A 24,607-nucleotide genomic window follows, 5' to 3' on the forward strand; every position below is an offset into this window, starting at 1 on the left:
GTCTGGGTCGAAAGACAAAAATAAGCCAAGAAACGCCAAATTCGTAGATTCAAAGTGTACCCCTTTTTATTTTTTGCCTTGGGGGTACGGCATTTCAAATACAAGGGGGTACAGTTTGTCCAAAATTGGCAGTCTGTTGTCGTGAATTGGCACTGCATATAGAACTCAAATTTAATCAGTTACAAGTAATTTTGTTTCATTAAAATTTGAGTTTATGAAATCTACATTCCGAATTCTTTTCTACCTGAAAAGAGACAAACAGAAAGCAGACGGCACAGTTCCAATTTGGTGTCGCATTACGGTTGACGGACAAGCAACCCGTTTCAATACCAAGTCAGACATTCATCCCGATTCTTGGGATTCTAAAGCCGCAAAAGCAAGCGGAAAGACAAAAGAGGCAATGGCAATCAATTCTCTTTTGGACACAATCAAAGCAAGTATCTATAAAGTTTACTACGACTTACAGACACGTGAGAACGATGTTAATGCCGAACGTGTGAAAAACATTTTTCTTGGTATTGAAGTCAAACAACAGACCATATTAGAACTATTCAAGCGTCATAACGAAGACGTAGAAAAGTTAGTTGGTATCAGTCGGTCAAAAGGAACACTTCAAAAGTATGAGATTGCCCGTAAACACCTTACCCGATTTATCCAAGAGAAATACAGTGTATCGGACATTTCGCTGAAAGAAATCAATCACATGTTCTTATGTGACTTTGAGATATTCTTGATGACTTCGTGCAACTGCGGCCCGAATACAACAGCTAAATTCATGCAGCGATTTCGCACCATTATTATATCTGCAAAAAATAATGGATGGATTCACATAGACCCATTCGCCAACTATAAAATAAGGTTTCAGAAAGTTGACAAGGGCTACTTGACGCATGAACAAATCGAAACTATCATGCAAAAAGAGTTTACCACTAAACGCTTGGAACAGGTCAGGGATATTTTTGTGTTCAGTTGTTGGACTGGACTTGCCTACATTGATGTTAAGAACTTACGGGAAACCAATATTCGGACTTCTTTCGATGGCAACCTATGGATAATGGGAAAGCGAGAAAAAACGGGCGTAAACTTCAATGTTCCCCTACTGGATATTCCAAAACAGATTATAGAAAAATACGAAGGCAAGTTACCGAACAAAATGGTGCTTCCTGTTCCGAGCAATCAAAAAATGAATGAATATCTCAAAGAAATCGGCGGATTGTGCGGTATTGAGAAAGAGTTAACATTTCATTTAGCACGCCATTCATTTGCTACTCTGACACTTAGCAAGGGTGTATCCATTGAAAGCGTGAGTAAGATGTTGGGACATACCAACATCAAAACAACTCAAATTTATGCCAAAATTACGGATACTAAAGTCAGTAATGATATGGCTTCTTTTGCAGAAAAGTTGGAAAGTACAAAAACAAAATCCAAATCGAAGTTAGACAGCCTGTTTGAATGCCTTTCTTTGAATGAAAAAATGCACCTGTTCAACCTTCCTACCACCCTATCTTCCGATAATGAACGAGAAAAACGCATGTCCTTGATTTGGCAGAGCCTTTCAGAAGAAGAAAAGACTTCTCTTTGGGAAAAGGCGTTTGAAGACAATGAAATGACTGTTTTCAAACCCAAAGCGTTCATCCATAAATTAGTCGTTAATAAATAAAATCATAAAGTCATGGAATTACAAGCAATCAAAAACAAAATTATCACCATTCAGGGACAACAAGTCATCCTCGATAGTGATGTCGCCGAACTGTACGGTGTGGAAACAAAGCGTATCAATGAGGCGGTAAAAAATAACCCTGATAAATTCCCCGAAGGGTACATTCTGTATTTGTCTATGGATGAAGCCATTTCTTCAAGGTCGAAAATTTCGACCTTGAAGAATACGAAGCGTGGTGACAACTTGAAGTACCCACCCAAAGCGTTCAGTGAACGCGGTTTGTATATGTTGGCGACCATCCTAAAATCGCCTGTGGCAACCGAAACAACGATTGCCATTGTTGAAACATTCGCCAAAGTGCGGGAACTATCCCGAAACATTACCGAACTTCAACAGCAAACGGATAAAGAGCAACAAAAAACGATGCTGCAAAAAAGCGGTGAAATCATGTCGGATATTATATGTAGCGATTTTGAAACAACCGATACGGAAACTACGCTCGAACTCAACCTTTTTGTGTTGGGCGTAAAGCATACCATTAAAAGAAAGCCTAAAAAATAATGAGGCATTCGCAAAACATCGCTATCTTTGCAATAGTAATTAGAATTATAACGGTTTGAGTACCGTTGATATATAACATAACGTTCGCTGAACGTCTCACCACGAAAACTGGCACTTTTCAAACAGACGAGACAACAGTTGCAATGTTCATGCTATACGAAAGTATGGCGTGGGCTTGCCTGTTTCGTCTGTGGGTATGCCAGTACCTCGTGGTGGAATAGTGTGAGTTCCACGCTTTTTCTTGGGATATTGGCGAACATCCGTAGATTGTAAAACGTTTATATCTAAAGTCATGAAAAAAGTAAAATTGTTTATTATTGCGTCCATCGACGGTTACATCGCCTGCCCGTGGGATGATGATATGGAATGGTTCGCCGAGTTTCCCAATCCATCAAAGAACGATTACGGGTATAAGGATTTTTTTGCTTCTGCCGATACTGTTATTATGGATGAACTCGTGTATAACGGAATCATGTGCTTAGATGTAATCTGGCCATATAAGGATAAGGAAACTATTGTTGTTTCCAGTTTTGCGCGTGAATCTAAAGAAAATATCCGTTTTACTACCGATGATGCCGCAGCAACTATTACCCAACTCAAACAGCAAGGCGGAAAAGATATTTGGCTGATGGGTGGTGACGTAATCGCATCGCTGTTCGATTTAGTGGATGAAATGCAACTGGTGTACATTCCCGTGATTCATGGTAACAACAAACCACTGCTACCCGAAAAATTGAAACCATCGCAATGGTTATTGACCGAAAATAAAGCGTATGATAACGGTGTAATACGGTTGACATACGAACGAAAATAAAATGGAAAAGGTCAGACGGTAAATCTGACCTTTTCCATTAAAAAAGCGGTCTGTTACGACCGCCTAAAAACGAAACCTTCTTCGTACCAGTAATCGCCGATAAATAAATCGCGGGCGAATTTTTCGTAGTCGAAATACGTTTTTGCAAATTCCGGTAAATCGTAGCATTCATCAACGATTTGCATTGCGTAATCTTCTTCGCTGTCATATTGACCTTGATAATCATCTTCAAACGATGAAATCAAATCGGCAATATCTTCGGAAGCGATATCGCTGCTTGAATTATTGAGCCAAACCGTAAACGCTTCTTGTTGCGTTTCGTTAAGGTTGCCAACGGCTTCGATAACTGCGAAAATATTTGGTGAAAGCCAACTTTCGTTGATAAGACTTTCTGGAATATTTTCATAATCTTGGAACATCAGTTCCGGGTCTTCTTCGTCGGCATGAAGTTCTCTACATGCTTTGTAAAATTCTTCACTGTCGGAATAATCCGATAAATCCATCCACTTTCCGAAGATTGAACCTTCGTTGTACTTGGCATAAGTGCCAACATAAATCCGTGCTTCCGATAAATTTTCCATGACTTCAATTTTTAAAGATTTCCAACCTTGCGGTCGTTTTGTTTTCATGGGCAACTCTCGGTGTAGGCTTTAGGGCTGTCAAGTTTTGCGCAAAAATTACGCTCGCCCAACAGGGAAAGAGGAAGAATATTTGCAGCAACCGCAGGCTCGAACTTTACTGCCCGTTTAGAAGCCGTAAACACCTTTGCCCAGTGAATACAAATGACCCATTGCAGGTTGGATTTAATTGAGAAAAGTTATGGAATCGGAAGTGTCTTTATGTATATATGCCTTGAATGAATGGTTTTCTTTGGGATTGGATTTTACGATTCCGACACATTGATTTTTGCATTAGTAAGACAACCTCTGCCAAATCGAAGCCAACCCCTACCACAAGCTATCAACCCCTTTACCATCAACGTTCATCCACGTACTTTTGAACTGCATTAATAGTGATGCAGAACAAATAAATCAAAAGTATTATGGACGAAAAAGTAAAAGACCAGGATGTTCTGTTGGTCGCAGAAAAAGGAAGTACCGAACTGAAAGCGGTAAAAGGCATGGAAAAAGGCGAATTGCAAACAACGCACCTTGACCCACGGGAAAACAACAGTTTCCTGAAAATTGACAAAAACGGCAACGCACTGGAAAATTTTATGTCGAACTTCATGCGTCAGGCCAAAGACCCTACGCATTTCCAGTTTTTTAAAGTCCCATTGGACTACATTGCCAAAGCAATTACTTTTATTGAAGATGGCCTGAAAAATCCGAAAGACCCCGATAATGCCAATAATTTAGAGCAGTATCGGGTCAAGCCCGAAGACTTTACTAAAAAACAATCGCATGCTATCGACGAAAGCCGTATCGACTGGAAACAGTTGGAACGATTGGGCGTTACGCGTGAATCGCTCGAAAAGAGCAACAGTTTGGATGCGATGCTGAACTTTCAAAAGTCGCCGGGGCTGATTCCCATCGTCGCCAAATTCGATGATGTTACGCTTCGCACCGATGCGCGGTTGTCGTTTCGCGAAACGCCCGAAGGGAACCTGACGGTTGCCATCCACGCCCTGCGCAAAGAACCCGAACTGGAACGCCCCTACTTCGGGATGAAGTTTTCGGACGAAGACAAGAAAAACCTGCTTTCTACGGGCAACCTCGGACGAGTGGCCGACGTGCAATTCAAGCAAGGCGAAAATACGCCTGTGTTCCTGTCGCTCGATAAGTTGACCAACGAATTGGTTGCCGTTCGTGCCGATAAAATCAAAATTCCTGAAACCATCAAAGGCGTTACGCTCGATGACAAACAGAAACAAGCCCTGTCCGAAGGTAAGTCTGTTTTGGTGGAAGGTATGACCGCCAAAAACGGCAAAGAATTTTCCGCACACATTCAGGTCAATGCCGATAAAAAGGGAATCGAATTTCAATTCGACAACAACGGGAAAAAGCAGGAACAGACTCAGAACCAACAGCAATCCGCATCAGGGGAATTGCGTATTCCGTCAAAGTTAGGCGGTGTGGAACTCACCCAAAAGCAGCAAAGCGACCTGAAAGCCGATAAAACGATTTACGTGTCGGGCATGGTAGATAAGCAGGGGCAGGAATACAACGCCTATGTGAAAGTCAACCACGAAGCGGGTAAACTGGATTTTTTCAAATGGAATCCTGATAAGGCAAAGGAAATCAAGCCCGACGAAGCAAGCAAAACGCAGGTGGCGGTCAATTCCGAAGGAAAAACCAACGAAGCCACCAAGAAAGTGGATGAACCACTGAAAAAGGGACAAACGCAACCTACCGAGAAACAGGAAGCCAAACAGGAAAAGAAAGAAGAAAAAAAGCAGGCAGCGGACAAACCCAAGAAATCGCAAGGTCGTAAAATGTAATACCCACCACTAAAATCCAAAGTTATATGATAGCAATAATAGCAGAAAAGCCGTCGGTAGCGCGAGAAATCGCCGCTATCGTTGGTGCAAACAGTAAAGACGAAGGCTTTATGTCCGGCAACGGGTATAAGGTTACGTGGGCATTCGGACACCTCATAACCCTTGCCATGCCCGAAGAATACGGCTTTGCGGGATTCAACCGCGAACATTTGCCGATTATTCCCGAAACGTTCAAACTCATTCCCCGTCAGGTGAAAGCCGAAAAGGGTTACAAGCCCGATGCAGGCGCATTGAAGCAATTGAAAATCATTAAACAAGTGTTTGATAGTTGCGACCGTATCATCGTAGCAACGGATGCAGGACGTGAAGGTGAACTCATATTCAGGTATATTTATCATCACCTGAATTGCTCAAAACCGTTTCAGCGTTTGTGGATAAGCAGTTTGACGGACAAAGCCATTAAGGAAGGTTTGCAAAACCTGAAAGCGGGCAGCGATTACGACAACTTGTACCAATCCGCAAAAGCCCGCAGCGAGTCCGATTGGCTCGTAGGAATCAATGCCAGTCAGGCGTTGAGTGTTGCCGCAGGTCGTGGTGTGTTCTCGTTGGGACGGGTGCAAACGCCTACACTCGCCATGATTTGCAAGCGGTATATGGAAAACAAACACTTTGTTCCCGTTCCGTTTTGGCAGGTAAAAGTTCAAACTGAAAAATCGAGTGTTCCGTTTGCCGCCGTCAGCAAGGAAAAGTACGAGCAAAAGAAATTGGCGCAAACCATTTTGCAGCAATTACAAGAAAGTAAATCCGTAAAAGTCCAATCCGTTGAAAAGAAGGAAGTCAATCAGGAACCGCCCCTGCTTTACGACCTGACTACACTTCAAAAAGAAGCCAATAGCAAGCACGGATTTTCGGCGGATAAAACGCTGTCCATTGCTCAAAAACTCTACGAAGCAAAGTTGACAACTTATCCAAGAACGGGCAGCCGTTATATTTCCGCCGACGTTTTCGACGAAATTCCGCAGTTGATTGACATACTCAAAAAGCATCCTCGTTTTGGCGATTATGCCAAAACAATGGATAATGCCGTCCTGAATATCCGCTGTGTGGATGACAAAAAGGTAACCGACCACCACGCGCTGCTTATCACCGAAAACAATCCGAAAGAATTGTCGGGTGATGACAAAACCATTTACGAAATGGTGGCAGGACGGATGTTGGAAGCCTTTTCAAAGAAGTGTATCAAAGATGCAACAACCATCATACTGACCTGTGGCGATGCCATTTTTGAAACCAAAGGCTCTATTGTCAAGCAAGCGGGTTGGCGAAACGTATTCAATGAAACAGAGGAAAGCAATGAAGACGAAACTGGCAATTTGCCGAACGTTCAGGAAGGCGAACAATTACCCGTCGTCCATTCCGAAGTCATGGAAAAGCAAACCAAGCCCATGCCCTTGCATACGGAAGCCTCGCTGCTGTCAGCAATGGAATCGGCGGGCAAGGAAGTGGAAAATGAGGAAGAACGGGCAGCAATGAAGGAATCGGGTATTGGTACGCCCGCCACCCGTGCCGCCATCATCGAAACGCTGTTTTCACGCGATTATATTCGCAGGGAAAAGAAATCGTTGGTTCCAACCGAAAAGGGATTGTCAGTGTACGAAATCGTGAAAGACAAACGCATTGCGGATGTTTCGATGACAGGGAATTGGGAAAATGCACTCGCCAAAATTGAATCGGGTGAGATGGATACGAATACCTTCCGGCAAGCAACGGAAGTATACACCCGACAAATCACCACGGAACTGCTTGGCACAAGCGTTTCGATAGCAGATAGAACCGAATGCCCCTGCCCGAAATGCAAAACGGGGAAAGTGGTTTACTATCCCAAAGTTGCCAAATGCAGCGATGAAAATTGCGGGTTGATGGTCTTCCGCAACAAAAGCGAAAAGCAACTATCCGACAAACAAATTTCAGACTTGCTGACTACAGGCAAAACCGCCGTTATCAAAGGGTTCAAAAGCAAAGGCGGCAAATCGTTCGATGCCGCCCTGATGTTTGATTCGGAATATAAGGTCGTGTTCGATTTTCCCGAAAAGAAAGGGAAAAAATAAACAAACTCTGTATCTTTGCCACTTAGAATCTCGGTCGTAACGGTTTTGCTGTTTCAACTGCGGATTTTAGTGGTGGCCTCGCCGAAGGGATTCGGCGGGGCTTTTACTATGGAATTTACGGTCTCAATTCGTATTCCATAAGTCGCCTTTTACCCAAATGAGCTTACCTTTTTTTATAAAGAAATGACTACGACAGCCCTCTAATTTATCTATTGAAGGAGATATGGTAGCTTTTCCAAATTTGTCTTGTCTAACTGACCACGATGGATAGTTTATTTTATCTAATGACAGCATTATTATATCGCCGCAACCACAAGGGCATTTCAAATACGCCCATTTTGTGTATTTTTTTCTACCTACTACATAAACAATATTGTCTATCAAGATATCAGGATCAGGATTATCTGGAATTATCTCAACCTTATATTGAAATTTTTTACATGACCAGAGAATTTCTCTGACTTTTCTCATAATAAAATTTAGTTGTTCCATTAGTTTGACATATCTAAAAATGGTTGCATATCTCCTCGCCCCCAATAATTTGATTGTCCACAAATTCGACATTCATTATTGGATTTATTTGCAGGAAATATTTCAGAACCGTCACCACATTTATGAAAGAAAAATAACTTATGAGGAAAATCCAAATAATCTTGATTATACCCCTGTATCCTGTTGAGAAGTTCATTAACAGCCATAGATGCGACTTGTGTTGTAAAAGTAACTACTGCAGGAGAAGGATTTTTTTCACCAATAACATAGGCTTCTTCTTTCAATTTTGTGTATGATTCCGGGTTATTACGCCTTAAGTCGTCTGCGCGAGCTCGCTCTGTATTTATGTTTTCTTTGGTTAGAAGACAATCGCTATCTGGAAAAAGATATGAAATCCGACCTTGTAAATCCTGTATTCCACTATTATCTTCTTTTACCGTAATTATCAATCCCATATCAATAACAGGCGTAAGATAAAAATATGCAAATCGATTTAGCAATATTCGACCTGAATTATCATCGGTACAACCAAAAATCAAATCACTTGTTTTTAAATGGTTTATACATTCTTGGTCTGAAACCCAATCTTTGGCAACAGATACTTTTGTGCCAATGCCAATCTCATTGATATATTGCAGCAAAACATCTACTTTGTATTTGCCAACATCCGATATTTTGGCACCATGCAATCTGTTTAAATTGGATTGCTCAACAATATCCTTGTCAATAAGGCATAACTCGCCAACTCCTAAACGAGTTAATAGCAAAGCAGTTGCAGAGCCGGTAGCACCTGCGCCAACGACCGATATTTTTAACTTCGATAAGTCTTGAACCAAAGCTTTTCCAAATGCCAATTGCTGCCTATTAAATACTTCCGGAGTTTCATAATCAGTTTTCTTATCCGGATAGTTCAATACTATCCTTTTTCCGATAATTCTGACAAGAGATATGGGAGTATTCGATAAGTCTGTTTTCCAAACTCGCCCGATCAAATTTCCATCAGCTAACATAACAAGACTCGCATGAATAGCATTATAGCCATTACGATTGAATGTTAACTGGAAAAGTTCTTTCTCTCCCTTATCATCTATTTCAGAAAAACAATCAAATCCTTCAGGATGGTTATGTACAACCACAACTGAAAAGTTTTTGCTTTCTGCTTTCTTTAAAACTTCAATAAAATGCTGATTATCCCAAACTACTTGGGTTGGCTCTGAACTTATCAGTTTATCATCTGCTAAAGTAACAACTTCTCTTGACAACAATCGTTCTTCTACTCCATCTACCAAAGAACGACCACAAATAACAAAGGCCACATGCTCATTGGAATCACCACTTAATAAATGACCTTTCAATTCTACATAATGTTTTTCTTGTAAAGTTATAGTATATTTCATTGTGCAATTTCTAAAGCGGTTATTACTTTTTGCAAATAAGTGTGAAGGCCATCAATGCCACTTCGCCATTCATTTGCTTGAAAATGTCGAGACCATCTTTGCCACGATTTACCTTCAAAAGATATGCTGCACTGTGTCTGTCTAGCATGCGTATTGTTAGGTTTAAGCAGAATTGCAGGATAAAAATACCACATATCAGGTTTGACATCAGGATACCCTTTGGGAATTAATATCAGTAAATCAGATTGCTCAACATTATATTTATCTTTTGGCAATAGCCAGTTCCGTATAATCAAACCATTCTGATTTCCTTCAACTTTTTCCTCAAAGGTATATCCTTTTTCTGTCAAATATTGCCTGTCAAATTCAGGTAAAAACATCTTATCCCTCAGTTGTAGATTTTGCACCAGTGAAAAACTGTTCTCTGCCTGGTTGACTTAAATCAACCTGCTCATTATCCGCAATCTCTTTGTCCGGATTTGGACCATTAACTTTCAACCAAACTCCATAATTTGAAGGCGCATTTACCAGTTTTTTGATTTCCAAACCTGTGATAACCTGGTTCTCTACATCAAATGGTTTCTGGTCAACCATAATTTTAAAATTCATTTCTTTTGCCATGTTTTTAAATTTAATTTAAATTAATTATTGCTACGCAAATTTTAGTCCAGCAATATTTTACTGCCACAATGACAGCTATTTGAACTGTTTTATTAGATTTGTAAATATTTAAAACAACGTTCCCTTCTTACTCCATCAATTTTGATAAGAAAGCAGGATTGGCAACGCAGATTGGCAATCCTGCTCTTAAAGAGTAATTTTATTTTTCTTTTCTTACTCCCTTGAATGGTGTACCGTCATCTTTTACATCCATAAATCTACCATCTGGGCCACGCTTAACCCATTTCTCTATTTTAGGGTTAAAAACTTGTTCTCTTTGCTTGACTGCACCATTGCGGTGTCCATCACCGACTTTACCATTTCTTGCCATAATAAAAGCATTTTAGATAATTCAACATTAACTACGCATAATTATACCTTTTCCACGGGATTCTTGAAGTGGGAACTTTTGCAAGGAATCTGACAATATCAGGTCTTCCTTGATAAGTTGGCACGCCTCTTGAATCTTGTGCCATCAAAATGATTGGTACGCCCGGAAAAGCGGGGGTAAAACTACGCCTTGCATTTTCACACTCTATTGAACTGTTAAGCACATGTGGCTTAACGATTACGATTGCAAAGGTTACCCCTTGCTCTTTAAGTACAACTCCTTCAAATTGCATTTCATTTTAATTATGATTTAAAACTAATGCCCTTATACATCACGGCGTTAGGACTTACATCCGGTAGGATAGAATTTACTGAAATAGAGCGAAATGCTTGTGAAGTAAAAATAAACTTTTACCTTTGCAGCCTTGTTGGGAACAATTTCAATAAACATGGAATGCCAAAGGGTTACCAGCCCCGTTAAACTCCTACAGTTTTAATACATTCCAAATAAATGCCTTAGAAGTTACCGCTTCCGAGGCATTATTTTTTGTTTCTTTGGTAATCTTATCCGTTTAATCTGATTCGTACTTCTTCTTTTATCTTCACATTGCTATGGATAAAACTAAAATTATCAAGCAACTGTGTTACTTCATTATAGATATTCCCTTTTTTCTTAGTATCCTTAATGGTAATAACAAGACAAAATTCTTGACTGGGAATTCTATCTTCCTTTTCGCATTTCTCTTCAGTAACACTGCGATATTCTCCTTCTAACTTTAAATACCAATGTTTTGGAGAGTGCAAAAATTTCTCTTTATTTGCATCTCTAAATTCATCGAGACTCACATTCCACTTTTTTATTGGTTGATATTTACCGCTATATGCAATAAGCATTCTTTCCGTTGCAAATGGAGTATCTAAATCTTTAGATGCTTTTGTGCTATAATTATCCATCGCTAAAATGTTTTTTCGACCTTTAGCACCTATAGGATTCTTTATCCTTGACTTAGTTGTATCTCTTGTTGTTTTCTCATCATAGGTTCCCAACATAACCTCAATATTTGATTGACAGTATTCCGCCCCTTGTGAAACATCCAATATCGGGTCTGTAACAAGAGTCGCTGATATTTCTCCGTAGAAATAACCGTCATCATCAATCATACTTTGAGGGAAAGGGAAATCCAATATTTCAATAAAATTGCCTCTTTCCAATGTGTCTTGAAGTATGAGAGTTATTTCATTCGGTTCATTAAATAGAATATCTTTAGAGTTGGATGGAAGGCCAAATCCTGTGTATCTTATTTTATCTGCAATTGGCATTTTCATTTCTTCCGGATATTTAGCAGAATGTATGATTAATGCCTTTAGTAGTGTTGGATTAAACGATTCATTTAACATTGCATCAAGTCCTGATGTAATGGCTGCAATTCGAGGTGTTGAAAAACTCGTCCCAACTTGCTTAGCGATTTGACCGTTAGGCGAAAATGACTTTACCGGATTTAGAATAACGTTATTTGAGGCATCAAGTCCTGCATTACCACCAATATGAACAACATCAGGTTTAATTAAATGAGAAGGGCCTCGACCTATTCGAGAAAAAGGGGATGGATTATGTTTGTCTGCAATGTCCGTTTCATTCTTATCGTGAGTTAGTGAACCAACAACAAGCCCACGAACAGTGTCGGCAGATTTAGCAATTCGGCTTACAGGTGCATTCAGTTTAAAATTGGTGCAATTTCCGGCAGACTTACAGATAAGGACATTGTTCTGCTCCTGTATTTCATCTAATGCTTTTGCAAAATCAGAAAACTCAGATATATCGGCTTCATGACTTGTTCCTAATGACAAATTCCACACTTTAACATCATTATTACGACTAATCGCATCTCTTATTTGTTGAATGAGTTCTTCTTCCGTTATTTGTTGCTTTTTTGTATTGGGCATTACTATTGCTTCCAATAACTTACATCCTTCAAAGCCAGTGTACTCTTTGCCTTCTAATTCATCTCCATATAGTAACACTCCGGCAACAAATGTCCCGTGGCTTTTGTCCACATCTTCATCGGGATAATATGTAATATTTTCGTTGTGTAGCCATGGTTGCAAATGTGGAATGTTTGCGATTCCAGTGTCCAATACTCCAACTATGGGGTAATCAACCCCTGCTTTGGGTTGTTTGACAGGGATGGTAATTTCTTCGGTAAGTTCATCTAAAGTAATATCGTAGGTTGGCATTTCTGTTACTAATTGAATACCGTCAAAATCTTTCAAATCTTCAAATGCATCTGTGGACATGCCATTTATTCGATAGATATTTAATTCACTCGTGTATGAAGTAGCGCTGAAATCCAGTTGGTATTTTTTACAGTACTTTTCAAATTCTTTGGCAAGAACAATATTTAAAGAAGTGTCTCCGTAATTAAACAATTTTACCTTATAAATTGTATTTCCACTTGGTTCTATATTTATTTGTGGCTTAAACTCCTCAATACCAATTACGGCAGAAAGTCCTATTATTGTTGATTTACTTGGAAATTTGCTATCTGCATTAGCGATTTTTTCGGCAATTATCTGTAAATCATTTACATTGTCAATTTTAATTAAAACAATATCTTCGCCACTAATACCAATTGTATTCAATTTATTGCTAATATTGAAAAGTGCCCCGATTTCTTTTCTATATGTTTTCGCAAGAGCATTAGAATTTAATTTTAATTTTATTATTGATGGAATATAATTATTCCTCTCCACTTTTTTTATGAGTGATTCAGATAAGTCACCTAAGGCTTGACGGATAAATATTGATTTCTCGCGTGCATTCTGAACATTTACCCACTTAGGAAGATTTCCCCCACCGCCTTCTGTATTTCGTTCATCTTTCTGTCTTTTTTGAAAGAACTTTATCGGAAGATTTTTTTCTGCCATAACTATGATTGTTTATTTAAATAATTCCGTATTTGCCTAATGGAAACATTCATCCGTTCGGCAATGGTGTTTTGAGGAACACCATTTTCGTTTAAAAATTCCACTAGTTTTTCAATGGTAAGATTGCCATGACGATTGAACTCAAATAATTCAATAAGAACATCTTCGTACTGCAATTCACCCCTGTCACTAATGACTGTTTGGGCTTTTGCATTATTGATTATGGTTTTTATGTCCGAGGGTGATTTTTCAGCAAACAACTTTGCTAATTTATCGAGCCTTTTCTCGTCACCATTAAATTCTGTATCAAAATCGCTTGTAAATGTTTTTATCAGTTTCACAATCTCATCTTCCTGTGGTAATCCAATCTCAATTACAGTGTTGAACCTTCTCCAAATTGCTTTGTCTAATAATTCGGGATGATTTGTTGCCGCGATAAGGATATTTTGCCTTGCAAATGAGTCTATATTTTGCAAAAGACTATTAATTACTCGTTTTAGTTCACCCAACTCATACTGGTCATCTCTTGCTTTTGCAATAGCATCAAATTCATCTAAAAACAATATGCATGGCTTATTATCAGCAAAATCAAATATTTTTCGTATGTTTTTTGCCGTATTACCTAACAGAGAAGAAACGATTGCATCAAACCTTGCAATAACTAAAGGCAACCCTGTTTGTTCCGATATATACTTGGCAATAGTTGTTTTTCCACAACCCGGATTACCATATAAGAGCAAGGAATTAGAAGTTTCCACACCCCTTTGTATCAGTTGACTTTGATGTTTGACTACGTTAATGAAATCGGCGATTTTACTGTCGATTAACTTAGGTAAAACTATGGGCGTATCATCTTTTGATGGAACAGCCACATCAACAATACTCAACCGACTTTCTTGGTCAACCGGCGTTGTCAGCAATTCATCCATCGTCACAGTGGTTGCGGTTCTACTCTCGATTGCTTTAAGAATCATCTTGGACATTTTGCTGTCACCATCTTTTTCAATCTTTTCTGCAAGCAATTTAGAGTAATTAAAGACCTTTTTCGTGTCCTTAGCCAAACCACCTTCTATAATTCTTAATATTTCAGTATACATAAAAGTCATTCTTGGAATTTTTATTCGATGCAAAGATATGAGTTTTTAAAATACAAAACAAATATATCGTAATAAATTTCACGCTAACTGTTATTTTAATTCCAAATACCGTAATGCAAACTAAAATAATCGTAATTTTAATTCCGGATAATGATGGTAAAGAACTCCCATTGGGTCATTTGTTCTTGATGTACAGATGGTTATTAAGTCTATCCCCCCTTCTTCAACAACTTCCTCAATTCTGGATCATTCTCAATCCTTTCCAACTCCTCCTTCACAATCTGAATCACATCCTTTTTTACCTGCTCGTAGTTCTGTTGGATTTCCGCCTGCATGGTATCGTTACCCTCAGCATCCGTGAAGTCCACAATTTCAGGTATCTTCTTGTACACCTTCGTCTCCGCTGCAACCGCCGCATTGTCCACCACTATTTCGGCATGGAAAATCTTTTGGTCGATGCGCTCGTCAAAGTTGTCGGACACCGCGCCGACAAACATCCCTTGCGTGAGGTTACTGATTTTACTGGCAGGAATAAGGCTGTCCAACTGTGTGCTGATACTGGTTGATTTGTCATTACGGTTAATCGTCATTGACTGTCGTTTTTGCAGCACTTTCCCGAAACGGTCTGACAAGGTTTTAGCCGTTTCGCCCACAACCTGACCGCTGAAAATATTGCCCACCGTATTTTGAATCACCTTGCTTTCCTTGTCCCCGTAATCGCGGATTAACTGGCTGTAATCCTGAAAGCCTAAGCAAACAGCGACTTTGTTACTTCGTGCTGTGGCAATCAGGTTATCCAAGCCACGGAAGTAAATCGTTGGTAACTCGTCAATGATAACCGATGATTTCAGTTGTCCCTTCTTGTTTATCAACTTTACAATACGGCTGTTGTACAAGCCCAAAGCGGCGGAATAAATATTCTGACGGTCGGGATTGTTACCAACGCACAATATCTTGGGTTCGTTTGGGTTGTTGATGTCCAAGGTAAAATCATCGCCCGTCATCACCCAATACAGTTGCGGACTTATCATTCTCGAAAGTGGAATTTTAGCACTGGCAATTTGCCCCTGCAACTGGTCTTGCGCATTGCTTTCCCATGCGTCCATGAATGGTGAAAGGTAGTTTTCCAAAGCGGGATACGAAGTCAGAATCGGGAAAATATCGGCATAGCGGCGGTTCAACAACTCGATAGCGTGCGGAAACGTGCAGTATTTACCGTCTTGGTAAATTTTGAGATACCAAATTATGGCTGCAAGCAGGATAATCGGCGATTCCACAAAAAAATCGCCTTGCTTCTGTATCCATGTGCGGTTCAAATTGAGCATTATCGTGTAGGCACTCTCGTAAGCATCACTGATATCCGTCATAAATGCAGGATTAATCGGGTTGCACCGGTGGCTTTTGCGCGGATTGTCGAAGTTTATTACATAGAACTTGGGCGGAACCTCATACTTATCAAGATTGTTCAGCAAGGTATTGTAGGCAATCACTGACAAATCGTCGAACTTGTAATCGTAGATGTACATCGAAAATCCTTTGCGGATATGCTGTTTGATGTAGTTGTTAACCACGGCGTAGGACTTTCCCGAACCCGGTGTACCCAACACAATGGATGCGCGGAACGGATTGACCACATTTATCCAACCGTTGTTCCACTTCTTTTGATAGAAAAATCGTGTCGGCAGATTGATGGAATACTCGTTTTCCATCAGGCGTGTTTCCTGCATGAACGATTCGTTTTCGAGGTTGAACACGTCGTCCATCATATTATTTTTCAATAGGCGCGACATCCATAGTCCGGCAACCAACAGTAAAATGTAGCCGATAGTCATTGTCAGAATATACAATGCTGTGTTGAATACCAACGGTAACGGCAGATACAGTAACCACCAATTCAGGAAGAAAAATATAAACCCGAAGGTCAGGAAAGTGTAAATCTTCGCCCATGTGATTTTTTCTTCCTTCACACCCTTAGTTCCTAAACAGGACAGGGCAACGAATACTACGGCAAATATTTTCGTCCAAAGGATGGATGAAAACAGCCCCGCCGTGTTTTGAAAATTCATTAGGATTTTATCGACCACGCCGATATTGATACCCCAATCCTTGATGGCTTGGTAGCAGAACCAATAAATGTTGATTACTACGAACAATATGCTGATTGCCCGCATAAATTCCATGACTTTCGCCAATCCTCTTAAATCGTCTTCGTTTTGCATAACTTTAATGTATTATGAGATTAATATTTGTAACTTTGCTTTCGCTTAAAATTTAATTGATTAATGCTTATTATAAGGCCGTTAAAATCATCCGACAGCGAACTATTGAGGGATGCGACTTATTACAACCTGAATTGGAACGGGAATCGTTTTTCTCGAAAAGAGATAGACGAAAATCCGCATTTTGCCCATTATTTCAATACTTGGTTAGAAAATTCTGACTTCGGTTTTGTCGCCGAAAGGCATGGAAAACCTTTTGGGGTTGTATGGTTGAAATACTTCCCCTCGGATAATCCCGGATATGGATTTATTGCCGAAAATATTCCCGAACTAAGTATCTGCATGTTACCAAACCATCGTGGTTTGGGAATAGGGACAGAACTTATAAAAACAGCCATAAACAAAGCGAAATCATTATCCATTCCTGCTATTAGCCTAAGCGTCGAAATGGGAAATTCTGCGCGAAACCTGTATTTGCGCACGGGATTTAAACCTGTTGATGATATACCTGATAATAGCACACTCATTTTGTATTTATAATTTTCTTGTTCTCTTTTTCTTTTTCATCCGTCGGGCAAAGGCTTCTTCTTGGTAGTCTGTACCATTTGTTTCGGGTGTCAACAGGCTGAATAACCCACCTGCCACCGAATCATCTTCTTGCTTCCTATCGAACGGCTCGAACGATTGCCCTTTGTCCTGCTGTTCCTTCGGCTCTTGTTGCTTCCCGCTGAATAAATCATTGAACATGTTTGCCGAAAATTCTTTACCCAAACGCGAACCATTAAACACGGTTTTCTGCTCGTGGTCAATAAACGTTGTACCATAAATTCGTCCCTGCTCGTTCTCGCGGAACAGAACGCCGATACCGTTCTTTGCCAATTCCTTTTCAAAGCCCGCACGGTCGGGATGGGACTTCATGACCGAAGCGATTACCTTCTTGCTTCGCTCTTTCAGCCCCTTGTCCTTGATAATTTCCGTAGATTTTTCAATCCGTTTTTCCAACGCATCCACGCCAACCGTTTTTCCAAATAAGGAAGATTTGAACGGATGTCCGACTTTCTCGCGCTTGTCATTCATGGCGGAATATACCAAGCCGCGATACGGTTTGCCGTTGGCTTCGCCTCGCACCTCTTCCATATTAATATGGTAGAAAGCAAGCAACGCCTTGTATTCCTTTAAACTCTGAAAATGGTAGGATTGTGAAGCGGGACGGACAACATTGCCAATTTGCCGTTTTACATCGCCGTCGCCGTAGTTGACGGCTTTTAATGGTGCGCCTTCCTGCCGCAACTTTTTATCCGCAGGATGTAAACCGTACTGCTGTTCCAACTCACGGCAGGCATCCATCGAACGCCGATGCTCAAACTTATCGTTAATCTTCTTTCCTGTTTCATCCACCCGCAACGAAACCACATGAATGTGTTGCCGCTCGATGTCCTCGTGCTTATACACGATAAACGGTTGGTCGCCGTAACCCATTTTGTCCATGTATTTTTGAGCAATGTCGGATAACTGCTCGTCACTCAATTTGTCTTTCGGGTCGGGATTAATGGACACGTGCAACACGGGTTTTTCCGTCTTATTATTTGCCAATAAGTACGGCTCGAACGAGCGCATACACACAAGAATATCATACACGCCGTCCTTCGGTTCAATCATTCGATTGGTCAAAAGTACCTTCGCATGGTCATCGTCCACCTTGGTTTGGTTGTACGAAAGCGCACCGTAAAGCGTATTGCTCGAACTCATTTTTGCAACCATTTCTTTTCAAATTCTTCCGTGAGTTGCACAATTTGCTTGTTGATGGCGACCAATTCCATCGTTGCTTTTTCCAGTTTAAAGAGAAACGCAAGGGCTTTTTTCTCGGTAAAAGTGGTTTTGATTGCCTTCGTAATCTGATTATAGTTTACACCAATGGCGCGGAACTGCGAATGAAAAGTTGTCAACCGCATGTAGTAATCCATCGCCGCCTTGTCGATTTTAACGACCGAAACGGGCTTGTCAAAGATGCAAGCGGTGATAAAGTGCGCCTTGTTTTTCATCCCCGACGCATCGAACAGGGACAGGAACTGCGCGTTGTCGGCATCGTTCAGGTTGAACGCATACCGATGGCTGCACGGGTCGGTCTTGGGTTTACGACCGCCTTTAGGATTTTTCTTTTCTGCTTTCATAACAAAATGGATTTTAGTGGTACATCATAGCTGCAAGCCAATACACTCGAAAATCTTTCCAAAAAACGCTGACTTCGGAAGCGTTTTCCCCCGCAAGGGGCAAGTCGTTTTCAGGTACGGAAAACGGTTTTGAGGCACTCAAAACACAACTTGCCATTTGCCGATGCAAATAAAATCCGCCCTGCGGGACGGATTCGATGTTAGCGAGATTGACTTTTGAAGTTGGCATATTGACTTTTCTAAACGATGCTGCAAAGTTACGGGGCGGATTTCAGACGTACTCTATATCGCTGAACGCCAACCAGTGCCAAATCGACGCCAACCAGTGCCACCTGTCGAAAAAGTGAAAAATACGCCTGCTTTTCGTCGTTCTTTTGCAGAAAAATCAAAGATGTAATTCTATAAATACATGAAGTTTCAACGACATAAATCAGGATTGAAAGGAATATTCAATGAAGCAACACTTCGCAAAATTGCAGAAGTACAAACGTCAACAAGCATTGTCGTACTGGTTCAAATCAGTATTGTCGTACTGACGTGCTGTCGTATCGTCGTATGTAAGTATTTCAGGAAACCAGTAAATCATCATCAAAATAAGGACTTACAGTCATAAATCAACAAATAATTATTCACGTAAAAATTCAATGAAATGAAGAAAGAAACAGTATTCGTAGCCTTTTCCACGCAAAAAGGCGGGATGGGAAAAACAGCCTTAACGGTGCTAATGGCAAGCCATCTGCACTATGTAAAGGGGTTGCATGTGGGCGTAATCGACTGCGATTACCCGCAGCATAGCATCGGCGAAATGCGCAAGCGCGATACCGAACTGGTGATGCAGGATGACTACTTCAAACGCTTGGCATACCGTCAGTTTTCGACGCTCGGCATTAAAGCCTATTCCGTGAAGGAAACTTCTTCCGACAAGGCGATTGAGGAAGCCCAAAGCATGATGGATAATTCCGACAAGTATTTTGATGTGATTTTCTTTGACCTGCCCGGAACGCTCAACAGCGGCGGGGTTATTAAAACCCTCGTTTCGATGGATTACATTTTCGCCCCCGTGAGCGCCGACCGTGTGGTACTGGAAAGTACGCTGCAATATGCGGTGATGCTGACCGACAACCTGATTACCCCGAAAAAAGGGAACATCAAGGGTTTATACCTCTTTTGGAATATGGTGGATGGGCGCGAAAAGACTTCGCTGTACAAAGCCTACGAAAAAGCCATTGGCGAATTGGGCTTGCCAATGCTCAAAACGCTACTACCCGATAGTAAACGCTTCCGCAAGGAAGTATCGGACGAACGAAAAACTGTATTTCGTTCCACGCTTTTCCCTGTTGATAAGGCTTTGCTAAAAGGCAGCAACATTGAAGAACTCGCCGAAGAAATTTGTCAAACCATAAACCTGAATAACAATGGCAACGAATAAAAGGGACATCGGGGAAATCGACGAATCGCTATTGCTTTCGTCCATCAAGGAAAAAGAACCGCAAAAGGCGGAACGGGTAAAACCTGTAAAAGAGGAAATACAAGTACAGGAAGCCGAAGCCGAGCCTGTTCTCGAAAAACCAAAAGAAACCGCCAAGCGCAAGCGGAACAATGCGGTTGACTACACTTCGACCTTCTTGCAAAAGAACGAAATCAAAACGCGGCAATGCGTATATATCAGCCAGCGCATCCATGCGACCATTACGGAAATCGTTCGGGTGATTGCCGATAAGGATATTACTGTCGGCGGCTACATTGACAACGTGCTGCTGCAACACTTGGAAGCCAATAAGGATGAGATAAACGACCTATACAAACGTGATAGAAAGGACTTAATCGAATGAAACTCTTTGCCATGTTAGCCATTGTCGTTGCGCTGTACTTCCTGTACCGATTGGCGTTTCCGAAGAAAACGGAACTGCCGAAAAGCAACGAAAACATTCCGAAAAAACGGAATGACGAAACAAGTATTGTCGGTCAAAGCCGTGTTGTCCTCGGTTATCGAAGCCAACCACCGCCAACCCCTGCCACTGCTTCAAAATCTGATAATTCGGAAGAAAAAGCCGATACTTTTGCAGAGGAAAACGCATCGGAACCAATGGAAATTGATGTTCCTGCGGAATACGAAAATGAAAGCGAAGAACCCGGAAATGAGGATGTCGATACCAACGAGGAAGCCGAAGAACTTCGGCAAACCTTGGGAAGCGAAGCGGAACTGGCAGCGGGATTTTCGTATGAAGAAATGGACTTGGCGGTTGAAGCGGTCAGCCAACCCGAAAGCGAAAATGAGGCAGAGGCAGCCGAAGTGCTGTACCGACTGGAACATACGGAATGCGTTGAACAACTCGCCGCCGTCAGTCCCGAAAAAGCCTTGCGGATAAAGAGTTTGATAAGCCTGCACGTGCAGAGCATCGAACTGACGGATGAAGAAAATAGGATTGAAGATACGAGCGATTTCAACATCGCTGATTTTTTAAGTTGAATTTTTAAAAACAAGAAAGATGAAACAAAAAGATTACGGTTAGCGCAGCGGGCTACCACTAAAATCCAAAGTAAACAGTATTAACCCGCCGTGAAAGCCCATCCAACTTTCACGGCACATTTCAAGAATCATTATGACAAAAAAGAGATTATTTCTTTCGGCAGCCCTTATGTTGGCTGCTCTCGGCGCATTCGCGCAAGGCAACGGCTCAGCGGGAATCACCGAAGCCACCAGTATGGTAACCTCGTATTTCGACCCTGCCACCAAATTGATATATGCCATTGGTGCGGTGGTCGGTTTGATTGGCGGGGTAAAAGTGTACTCGAAGTTTTCGAGTGGCGACCCTGATACAAGCAAAACCGCCGCCTCGTGGTTCGGCGCGTGTATCTTCCTGATTGTATCGGCAACTATCCTTCGTTCCTTCTTTTTGTAAGCGGTCATGGACTATCCAATCAACAAAGGGATAGGCAAACCTGCGGAATTTAAGGGCTTGAAGTCACAATACCTGTTCATTTTTGCAGGCGGACTTTTGGCTGTTTTCGTGGTGTTTGTGGTGATGTACATGGCGGGTATCGGCCAATGGGTTTGCATCGGCTTTGGCGTGAGCGCAGCATCAGTCTTGGTATGGCTGACCTTCTCACTGAATGCCAAATACGGCGAACACGGCCTGATGAAAGTACAAGCCCGCCGCTCACACCCCAAATACCTTATCAACCGCAGGGCTATCCAACGATTATTCACCCGTAAAAAGAAAAACGCATGAGGAATACATTAAAAGCCGTTACGCTCGAAAGCAAGTTTCCGCTGCTATCGGTGGAACAGGACTGTATCATTTCAAAGGATGCCGACATCACCGTCGCGTTCAAAGTGGAACTGCCCGAACTCTTCACGGTAACAAGTGTCGAATACGAAGCGATACATTCCGCATGGACAAAGGCGGTGAAGGTATTGCCGAACTTTAGTATCGTGTACAAACAGGATTGGTTTATCAAGGAAAACTACGTTCCCGAAATTCAAAAAGACGACCTTAGTTTTCTAAGCCGAAGTTTTGAACGCCACTTCAACGAACGCCCCTACCTGAATCACACCTGTTACCTGTTCCTGACGAAAACCACGAAGGAACGCAGCCGCCGGCAAAGCAATTTTTCGACGCTTTGCCGCGGCTTTATTGTTCCCAAGGAAATTCAGGATAAGGAAACGGCATTGAAATTCTTGGAATCCGTCGGACAGTTTGAACGCATCGTCAACGATAGTGGCTTCATCAAATTGGTAAGACTCACAAACGACGAAATTGTTGGCACACCCGAAAATGCAGGTATCATTGAAAAATACTTAGCACTCTCGCAGGAAGACACCACCTGTTTACAGGATATATCCCTGTCTGCCGCCGACATGAAAATCGGTGATAACATCATGTGCCTGCACACGCTTTCGGATGCCGAAGATTTGCCTTCCAACGTTAGAACCGATGGACGGTATGAAAAACTATCGACCGATAGAAGCGATTGTAGATTGAGTTTTGCTTCGCCTGTTGGTGTTTTATTGTCGTGTAATCACATTTACAACCAGTGGATTTTCATTGACGATTCCGCCGAAAGCCTGCGCAAGTTTGAGAAGATGGCGCGTAACATGCACTCGCTATCCCGCTATTCGCGCGGCAACCAAATCAATAAAGAATGGATTGAAAAGTACCTGAACGAAGCCCATAGTTTTGGGCTGACTTCGGTACGCTGCCATTGCAACGTGATGGCGTGGTCGGACGATGCCGAAGAATTGAAGCGCATTAAAAATGATGTCGGTTCGCAACTCGCCATTATGGAATGCAAGCCGCGCCACAACACCGTGGATACGCCGACTTTGTTTTGGGCTGGCATTCCGGGCAACCAAGGCGATTTTCCTTCGGAAGAATCGTTCCACACCTTTATCGAACAAGCCTTGTGCTTCTTTACGGAAGAAACGAACTATAAAAGTTCGCCTTCGCCGTTCGGAATCAAGATGGTTGACCGCCTGACGGGAAAACCACTGCACGTGGATATATCGGACTTGCCGATGAAGCGCGGGATTATCACGAACCGCAACAAGTTTATCTTGGGTCCTTCGGGTTCGGGAAAATCCTTTTTTACCAACCACATGGTGCGGCAATACTACGAACAGGGAACGCATGTGCTGTTGGTTGATACGGGTAACTCGTACTTAGGTTTGTGCGAGATGATAAACCGCAAAACCAACGGTGCGGATGGGGTTTACTTCACCTACACCGAAGAAAATCCAATTGCTTTTAATCCATTTTATACGGACGATGGGCAGTTTGATATTGAGAAAAGGGAAAGTATCAAGACATTGATATTAACCCTATGGAAGCGGGACAACGAACCGCCCACACGCGCCGAAGAAGTCGCTTTATCAAATGCCGTAAGCCTGTACATCGACCGATTGGATAACATCATTCCGTCCTTTAATACCTTCTACGAATTTGTCGGTGGTGAGTACCGCGAAATCCTTGCTGCCAAACAGGTACGCGAGAAAGATTTTGATGTGGCGAACTTTCTGAACGTCCTCGAACCGTACTACAAAGGCGGCGAATACGACTACCTGCTGAACTCGGATAAACAGTTGGATTTGCTTTCTAAACGCTTCATAGTATTCGAGTTGGACAATATCAAAGACCACAAAATCCTGTTCCCGATAGTTACGATTATCATCATGGAAACCTTCATTTCCAAGATGCGCAAACTAAAGGGTATCAGAAAGATGATACTGATTGAAGAAGCGTGGAAAGCGATTGCAAAAGAAGGTATGGCAGAATACATAAAGTATCTGTTTAAAACCGTCCGAAAATTCTTCGGTGAAGCCATTGTGGTAACGCAGGAAGTCGATGACATCATCGCTTCGCCCATCGTGAAGGAAAGTATCATAAACAATTCCGACTGTAAAATCCTGCTCGACCAACGTAAGTACATGAATAAGTTTGATTCAATTCAAGCCTTGCTGGGATTGACCGAAAAGGAAAAATCGCAGGTACTTTCCATCAACATGGCGAACAACCCATCACGAAGGTATAAGGAAGTCTGGATTGGTTTGGGCGGCGTGCAATCCGCTGTGTATGCGACAGAAGTGAGTTTGGAAGAGTATTACACGTACACAACCGAAGAAACTGAAAAACTGGAACTGTTCCGCCTTGCTGAAAAGTTGGACGGAAACATTGAACTGGCGATTAAGCAACTCGCCGAAAGTAAACGAAGTAATCAATAATTTAAATT

The 24,607-nt window shown here is 41.6% G+C and carries 22 protein-coding genes and 1 pseudogene; 12 read left to right on the top strand and 11 right to left on the bottom strand.

Annotated elements, in window-relative coordinates:
- Nucleotides 1-214: 214 nt before the first annotated feature.
- The 3 genes and pseudogenes from B9Y81_RS03355 to B9Y81_RS03365 all read left to right on the top strand — a co-directional run.
- Nucleotides 215-1,405: pseudogene (locus B9Y81_RS03355) on the top strand (site-specific integrase); the annotation flags it as partial.
- A 270-nt stretch (nucleotides 1,406-1,675) separates the two neighbouring features.
- Nucleotides 1,676-2,224 carry an ORF6N domain-containing protein gene (locus tag B9Y81_RS03360; RefSeq protein ID WP_085535602.1) on the top strand — a complete coding sequence of 183 codons (549 nt, stop codon included), beginning with the start codon at nucleotides 1,676-1,678 and terminating at the stop codon, nucleotides 2,222-2,224.
- 292 nt (nucleotides 2,225-2,516) lie between these two features.
- A complete protein-coding gene (locus tag B9Y81_RS03365) occupies nucleotides 2,517-3,038 on the top strand; it encodes a dihydrofolate reductase family protein (RefSeq protein WP_085535603.1) in 522 nt (173 codons plus the stop codon).
- A 53-nt stretch (nucleotides 3,039-3,091) separates the two neighbouring features.
- On the opposite strand, the gene B9Y81_RS03370 is transcribed toward B9Y81_RS03365, so the two are convergent.
- Nucleotides 3,092-3,619, bottom strand: coding sequence for an antirestriction protein ArdA (locus B9Y81_RS03370; RefSeq protein WP_085535982.1), 528 nt, complete (start codon nucleotides 3,617-3,619; stop codon nucleotides 3,092-3,094).
- A 461-nt stretch (nucleotides 3,620-4,080) separates the two neighbouring features.
- Here B9Y81_RS03370 and B9Y81_RS03375 point away from each other — a divergent pair, with 461 nt between their 5' ends.
- Nucleotides 4,081-5,478, top strand: coding sequence for a DUF3945 domain-containing protein (locus B9Y81_RS03375; RefSeq protein WP_085535604.1), 1,398 nt, complete (start codon nucleotides 4,081-4,083; stop codon nucleotides 5,476-5,478).
- Nucleotides 5,479-5,504: 26 nt separating this feature from the next.
- A complete protein-coding gene (locus B9Y81_RS03380) occupies nucleotides 5,505-7,586 on the top strand; it encodes a type IA DNA topoisomerase (RefSeq protein WP_085535605.1) in 2,082 nt (693 codons plus the stop codon).
- 123 nt (nucleotides 7,587-7,709) lie between these two features.
- Here B9Y81_RS03380 and B9Y81_RS03385 read toward each other — a convergent pair whose 3' ends face one another.
- The 8 genes from B9Y81_RS03385 to mobC all read right to left on the bottom strand — a co-directional run bounded on the left by B9Y81_RS03385 (nucleotide 7,710) and on the right by mobC (nucleotide 16,706).
- Nucleotides 7,710-8,078 (bottom strand): ubiquitination-like system serine protease family protein, encoded by a 369-nt coding sequence (locus B9Y81_RS03385; RefSeq protein WP_139822886.1) that lies wholly within the window; start codon nucleotides 8,076-8,078, stop codon nucleotides 7,710-7,712.
- The gene (locus tag B9Y81_RS03390) at nucleotides 8,078-9,475 is read right to left on the bottom strand and encodes a ThiF family adenylyltransferase (protein ID WP_085535607.1); all 1,398 of its coding nucleotides are present in this window, start codon (nucleotides 9,473-9,475) and stop codon (nucleotides 8,078-8,080) included. Before B9Y81_RS03390 ends, B9Y81_RS03385 begins: the two co-directional genes overlap by 1 nt.
- A complete protein-coding gene (locus B9Y81_RS03395) occupies nucleotides 9,472-9,855 on the bottom strand; it encodes an E2/UBC family protein (protein ID WP_085535608.1) in 384 nt (127 codons plus the stop codon). The genes B9Y81_RS03390 and B9Y81_RS03395 overlap by 4 nt, the downstream gene beginning before the upstream one ends.
- A 1-nt stretch (nucleotide 9,856) precedes the next feature.
- Nucleotides 9,857-10,096, bottom strand: coding sequence for a multiubiquitin domain-containing protein (locus B9Y81_RS03400; protein ID WP_085535609.1), 240 nt, complete (start codon nucleotides 10,094-10,096; stop codon nucleotides 9,857-9,859).
- Nucleotides 10,097-10,295: 199 nt separating this feature from the next.
- Complete coding sequence (locus B9Y81_RS15260) at nucleotides 10,296-10,466, bottom strand: hypothetical protein (RefSeq protein ID WP_095996241.1); 171 nt, start codon at nucleotides 10,464-10,466, stop codon at nucleotides 10,296-10,298.
- 563 nt (nucleotides 10,467-11,029) lie between these two features.
- Nucleotides 11,030-13,390, bottom strand: a complete 2,361-nt coding sequence (locus tag B9Y81_RS03410; RefSeq protein ID WP_085535611.1) for a S8 family peptidase — start codon at nucleotides 13,388-13,390, stop codon at nucleotides 11,030-11,032.
- Nucleotides 13,391-13,392: 2 nt separating this feature from the next.
- On the bottom strand, nucleotides 13,393-14,496 hold the full coding sequence (locus tag B9Y81_RS03415) for an AAA family ATPase (protein WP_245832389.1): 1,104 nt from the start codon (nucleotides 14,494-14,496) through the stop codon (nucleotides 13,393-13,395).
- Between the two features lie 200 nt (nucleotides 14,497-14,696).
- A complete protein-coding gene (gene mobC / locus B9Y81_RS03420; protein WP_085535612.1) occupies nucleotides 14,697-16,706 on the bottom strand; it encodes a conjugal transfer protein MobC in 2,010 nt (669 codons plus the stop codon).
- 63 nt (nucleotides 16,707-16,769) lie between these two features.
- Between mobC and B9Y81_RS03425 the strand changes: the two genes are divergently transcribed.
- Entirely contained in the window at nucleotides 16,770-17,246 is a 477-nt protein-coding gene (locus B9Y81_RS03425) for a GNAT family N-acetyltransferase (protein WP_217809490.1), read from the top strand.
- Here B9Y81_RS03425 and mobB read toward each other — a convergent pair.
- The gene (mobB, locus tag B9Y81_RS03430; RefSeq protein ID WP_085535613.1) at nucleotides 17,241-18,467 is read right to left on the bottom strand and encodes a conjugal transfer protein MobB; all 1,227 of its coding nucleotides are present in this window, start codon (nucleotides 18,465-18,467) and stop codon (nucleotides 17,241-17,243) included. The two genes, B9Y81_RS03425 and mobB, sit on opposite strands and share 6 nt — an antisense overlap.
- Nucleotides 18,452-18,877: a conjugal transfer protein MobA gene (gene mobA, locus B9Y81_RS03435; RefSeq protein WP_085535614.1), complete on the bottom strand. Its 426-nt coding sequence runs from the start codon at nucleotides 18,875-18,877 to the stop codon at nucleotides 18,452-18,454. Before mobA ends, mobB begins: the two co-directional genes overlap by 16 nt.
- Before the next feature lie 649 nt (nucleotides 18,878-19,526).
- On the opposite strand from mobA, the gene B9Y81_RS03445 reads away from it, so the two are divergent.
- The 6 genes from B9Y81_RS03445 (at nucleotide 19,527) to B9Y81_RS03470 (ending at nucleotide 24,599) form a co-directional block, all read left to right on the top strand.
- A complete protein-coding gene (locus B9Y81_RS03445; protein WP_085535616.1) occupies nucleotides 19,527-20,306 on the top strand; it encodes a ParA family protein in 780 nt (259 codons plus the stop codon).
- Nucleotides 20,293-20,709, top strand: a complete 417-nt coding sequence (locus tag B9Y81_RS03450; RefSeq protein ID WP_095996242.1) for a DUF3408 domain-containing protein — start codon at nucleotides 20,293-20,295, stop codon at nucleotides 20,707-20,709. Before B9Y81_RS03445 ends, B9Y81_RS03450 begins: the two co-directional genes overlap by 14 nt.
- Nucleotides 20,706-21,347, top strand: a complete 642-nt coding sequence (locus tag B9Y81_RS03455) for a hypothetical protein (RefSeq protein ID WP_085535618.1) — start codon at nucleotides 20,706-20,708, stop codon at nucleotides 21,345-21,347. Before B9Y81_RS03450 ends, B9Y81_RS03455 begins: the two co-directional genes overlap by 4 nt.
- A gap of 133 nt (nucleotides 21,348-21,480) precedes the next feature.
- Nucleotides 21,481-21,780: a DUF4134 domain-containing protein gene (locus B9Y81_RS03460; protein WP_085535619.1), complete on the top strand. Its 300-nt coding sequence runs from the start codon at nucleotides 21,481-21,483 to the stop codon at nucleotides 21,778-21,780.
- 6 nt (nucleotides 21,781-21,786) lie between these two features.
- Nucleotides 21,787-22,110: a DUF4133 domain-containing protein gene (locus B9Y81_RS03465; protein WP_085535620.1), complete on the top strand. Its 324-nt coding sequence runs from the start codon at nucleotides 21,787-21,789 to the stop codon at nucleotides 22,108-22,110.
- Nucleotides 22,107-24,599: a TraG family conjugative transposon ATPase gene (locus B9Y81_RS03470; RefSeq protein ID WP_085535621.1), complete on the top strand. Its 2,493-nt coding sequence runs from the start codon at nucleotides 22,107-22,109 to the stop codon at nucleotides 24,597-24,599. Before B9Y81_RS03465 ends, B9Y81_RS03470 begins: the two co-directional genes overlap by 4 nt.
- Nucleotides 24,600-24,607: the final 8 nt, after the last annotated feature.

Origin of the sequence: Massilibacteroides vaginae (assembly GCF_900178525.1) — a bacterium.
In the GTDB taxonomy this organism is placed as follows: Bacteria; Bacteroidota; Bacteroidia; order Bacteroidales; family Tannerellaceae; genus Massilibacteroides; species Massilibacteroides vaginae.

Bases quoted from the DNA above. Each gene is read 5' to 3' on its own strand.
- B9Y81_RS03360 (WP_085535602.1), top strand. From the start codon at position 1,676: ATGGAATTACAAGCAATCAAAAACAAAATTATCACCATTCAGGGACAA.
- B9Y81_RS03365 (WP_085535603.1), top strand. From the start codon at position 2,517: ATGAAAAAAGTAAAATTGTTTATTATTGCGTCCATCGACGGTTACATC.
- B9Y81_RS03370 (WP_085535982.1), bottom strand. From the start codon at position 3,619: ATGGAAAATTTATCGGAAGCACGGATTTATGTTGGCACTTATGCCAAG.
- B9Y81_RS03375 (WP_085535604.1), top strand. From the start codon at position 4,081: ATGGACGAAAAAGTAAAAGACCAGGATGTTCTGTTGGTCGCAGAAAAA.
- B9Y81_RS03380 (WP_085535605.1), top strand. From the start codon at position 5,505: ATGATAGCAATAATAGCAGAAAAGCCGTCGGTAGCGCGAGAAATCGCC.
- B9Y81_RS03385 (WP_139822886.1), bottom strand. From the start codon at position 8,078: ATGGAACAACTAAATTTTATTATGAGAAAAGTCAGAGAAATTCTCTGG.
- B9Y81_RS03390 (WP_085535607.1), bottom strand. From the start codon at position 9,475: ATGAAATATACTATAACTTTACAAGAAAAACATTATGTAGAATTGAAA.
- B9Y81_RS03395 (WP_085535608.1), bottom strand. From the start codon at position 9,855: ATGTTTTTACCTGAATTTGACAGGCAATATTTGACAGAAAAAGGATAT.
- B9Y81_RS03400 (WP_085535609.1), bottom strand. From the start codon at position 10,096: ATGGCAAAAGAAATGAATTTTAAAATTATGGTTGACCAGAAACCATTT.
- B9Y81_RS15260 (WP_095996241.1), bottom strand. From the start codon at position 10,466: ATGGCAAGAAATGGTAAAGTCGGTGATGGACACCGCAATGGTGCAGTC.
- B9Y81_RS03410 (WP_085535611.1), bottom strand. From the start codon at position 13,390: ATGGCAGAAAAAAATCTTCCGATAAAGTTCTTTCAAAAAAGACAGAAA.
- B9Y81_RS03415 (WP_245832389.1), bottom strand. From the start codon at position 14,496: ATGACTTTTATGTATACTGAAATATTAAGAATTATAGAAGGTGGTTTG.
- mobC (WP_085535612.1), bottom strand. From the start codon at position 16,706: ATGCAAAACGAAGACGATTTAAGAGGATTGGCGAAAGTCATGGAATTT.
- B9Y81_RS03425 (WP_217809490.1), top strand. From the start codon at position 16,770: ATGCTTATTATAAGGCCGTTAAAATCATCCGACAGCGAACTATTGAGG.
- mobB (WP_085535613.1), bottom strand. From the start codon at position 18,467: ATGGTTGCAAAAATGAGTTCGAGCAATACGCTTTACGGTGCGCTTTCG.
- mobA (WP_085535614.1), bottom strand. From the start codon at position 18,877: ATGAAAGCAGAAAAGAAAAATCCTAAAGGCGGTCGTAAACCCAAGACC.
- B9Y81_RS03445 (WP_085535616.1), top strand. From the start codon at position 19,527: ATGAAGAAAGAAACAGTATTCGTAGCCTTTTCCACGCAAAAAGGCGGG.
- B9Y81_RS03450 (WP_095996242.1), top strand. From the start codon at position 20,293: ATGGCAACGAATAAAAGGGACATCGGGGAAATCGACGAATCGCTATTG.
- B9Y81_RS03455 (WP_085535618.1), top strand. From the start codon at position 20,706: ATGAAACTCTTTGCCATGTTAGCCATTGTCGTTGCGCTGTACTTCCTG.
- B9Y81_RS03460 (WP_085535619.1), top strand. From the start codon at position 21,481: ATGACAAAAAAGAGATTATTTCTTTCGGCAGCCCTTATGTTGGCTGCT.
- B9Y81_RS03465 (WP_085535620.1), top strand. From the start codon at position 21,787: ATGGACTATCCAATCAACAAAGGGATAGGCAAACCTGCGGAATTTAAG.
- B9Y81_RS03470 (WP_085535621.1), top strand. From the start codon at position 22,107: ATGAGGAATACATTAAAAGCCGTTACGCTCGAAAGCAAGTTTCCGCTG.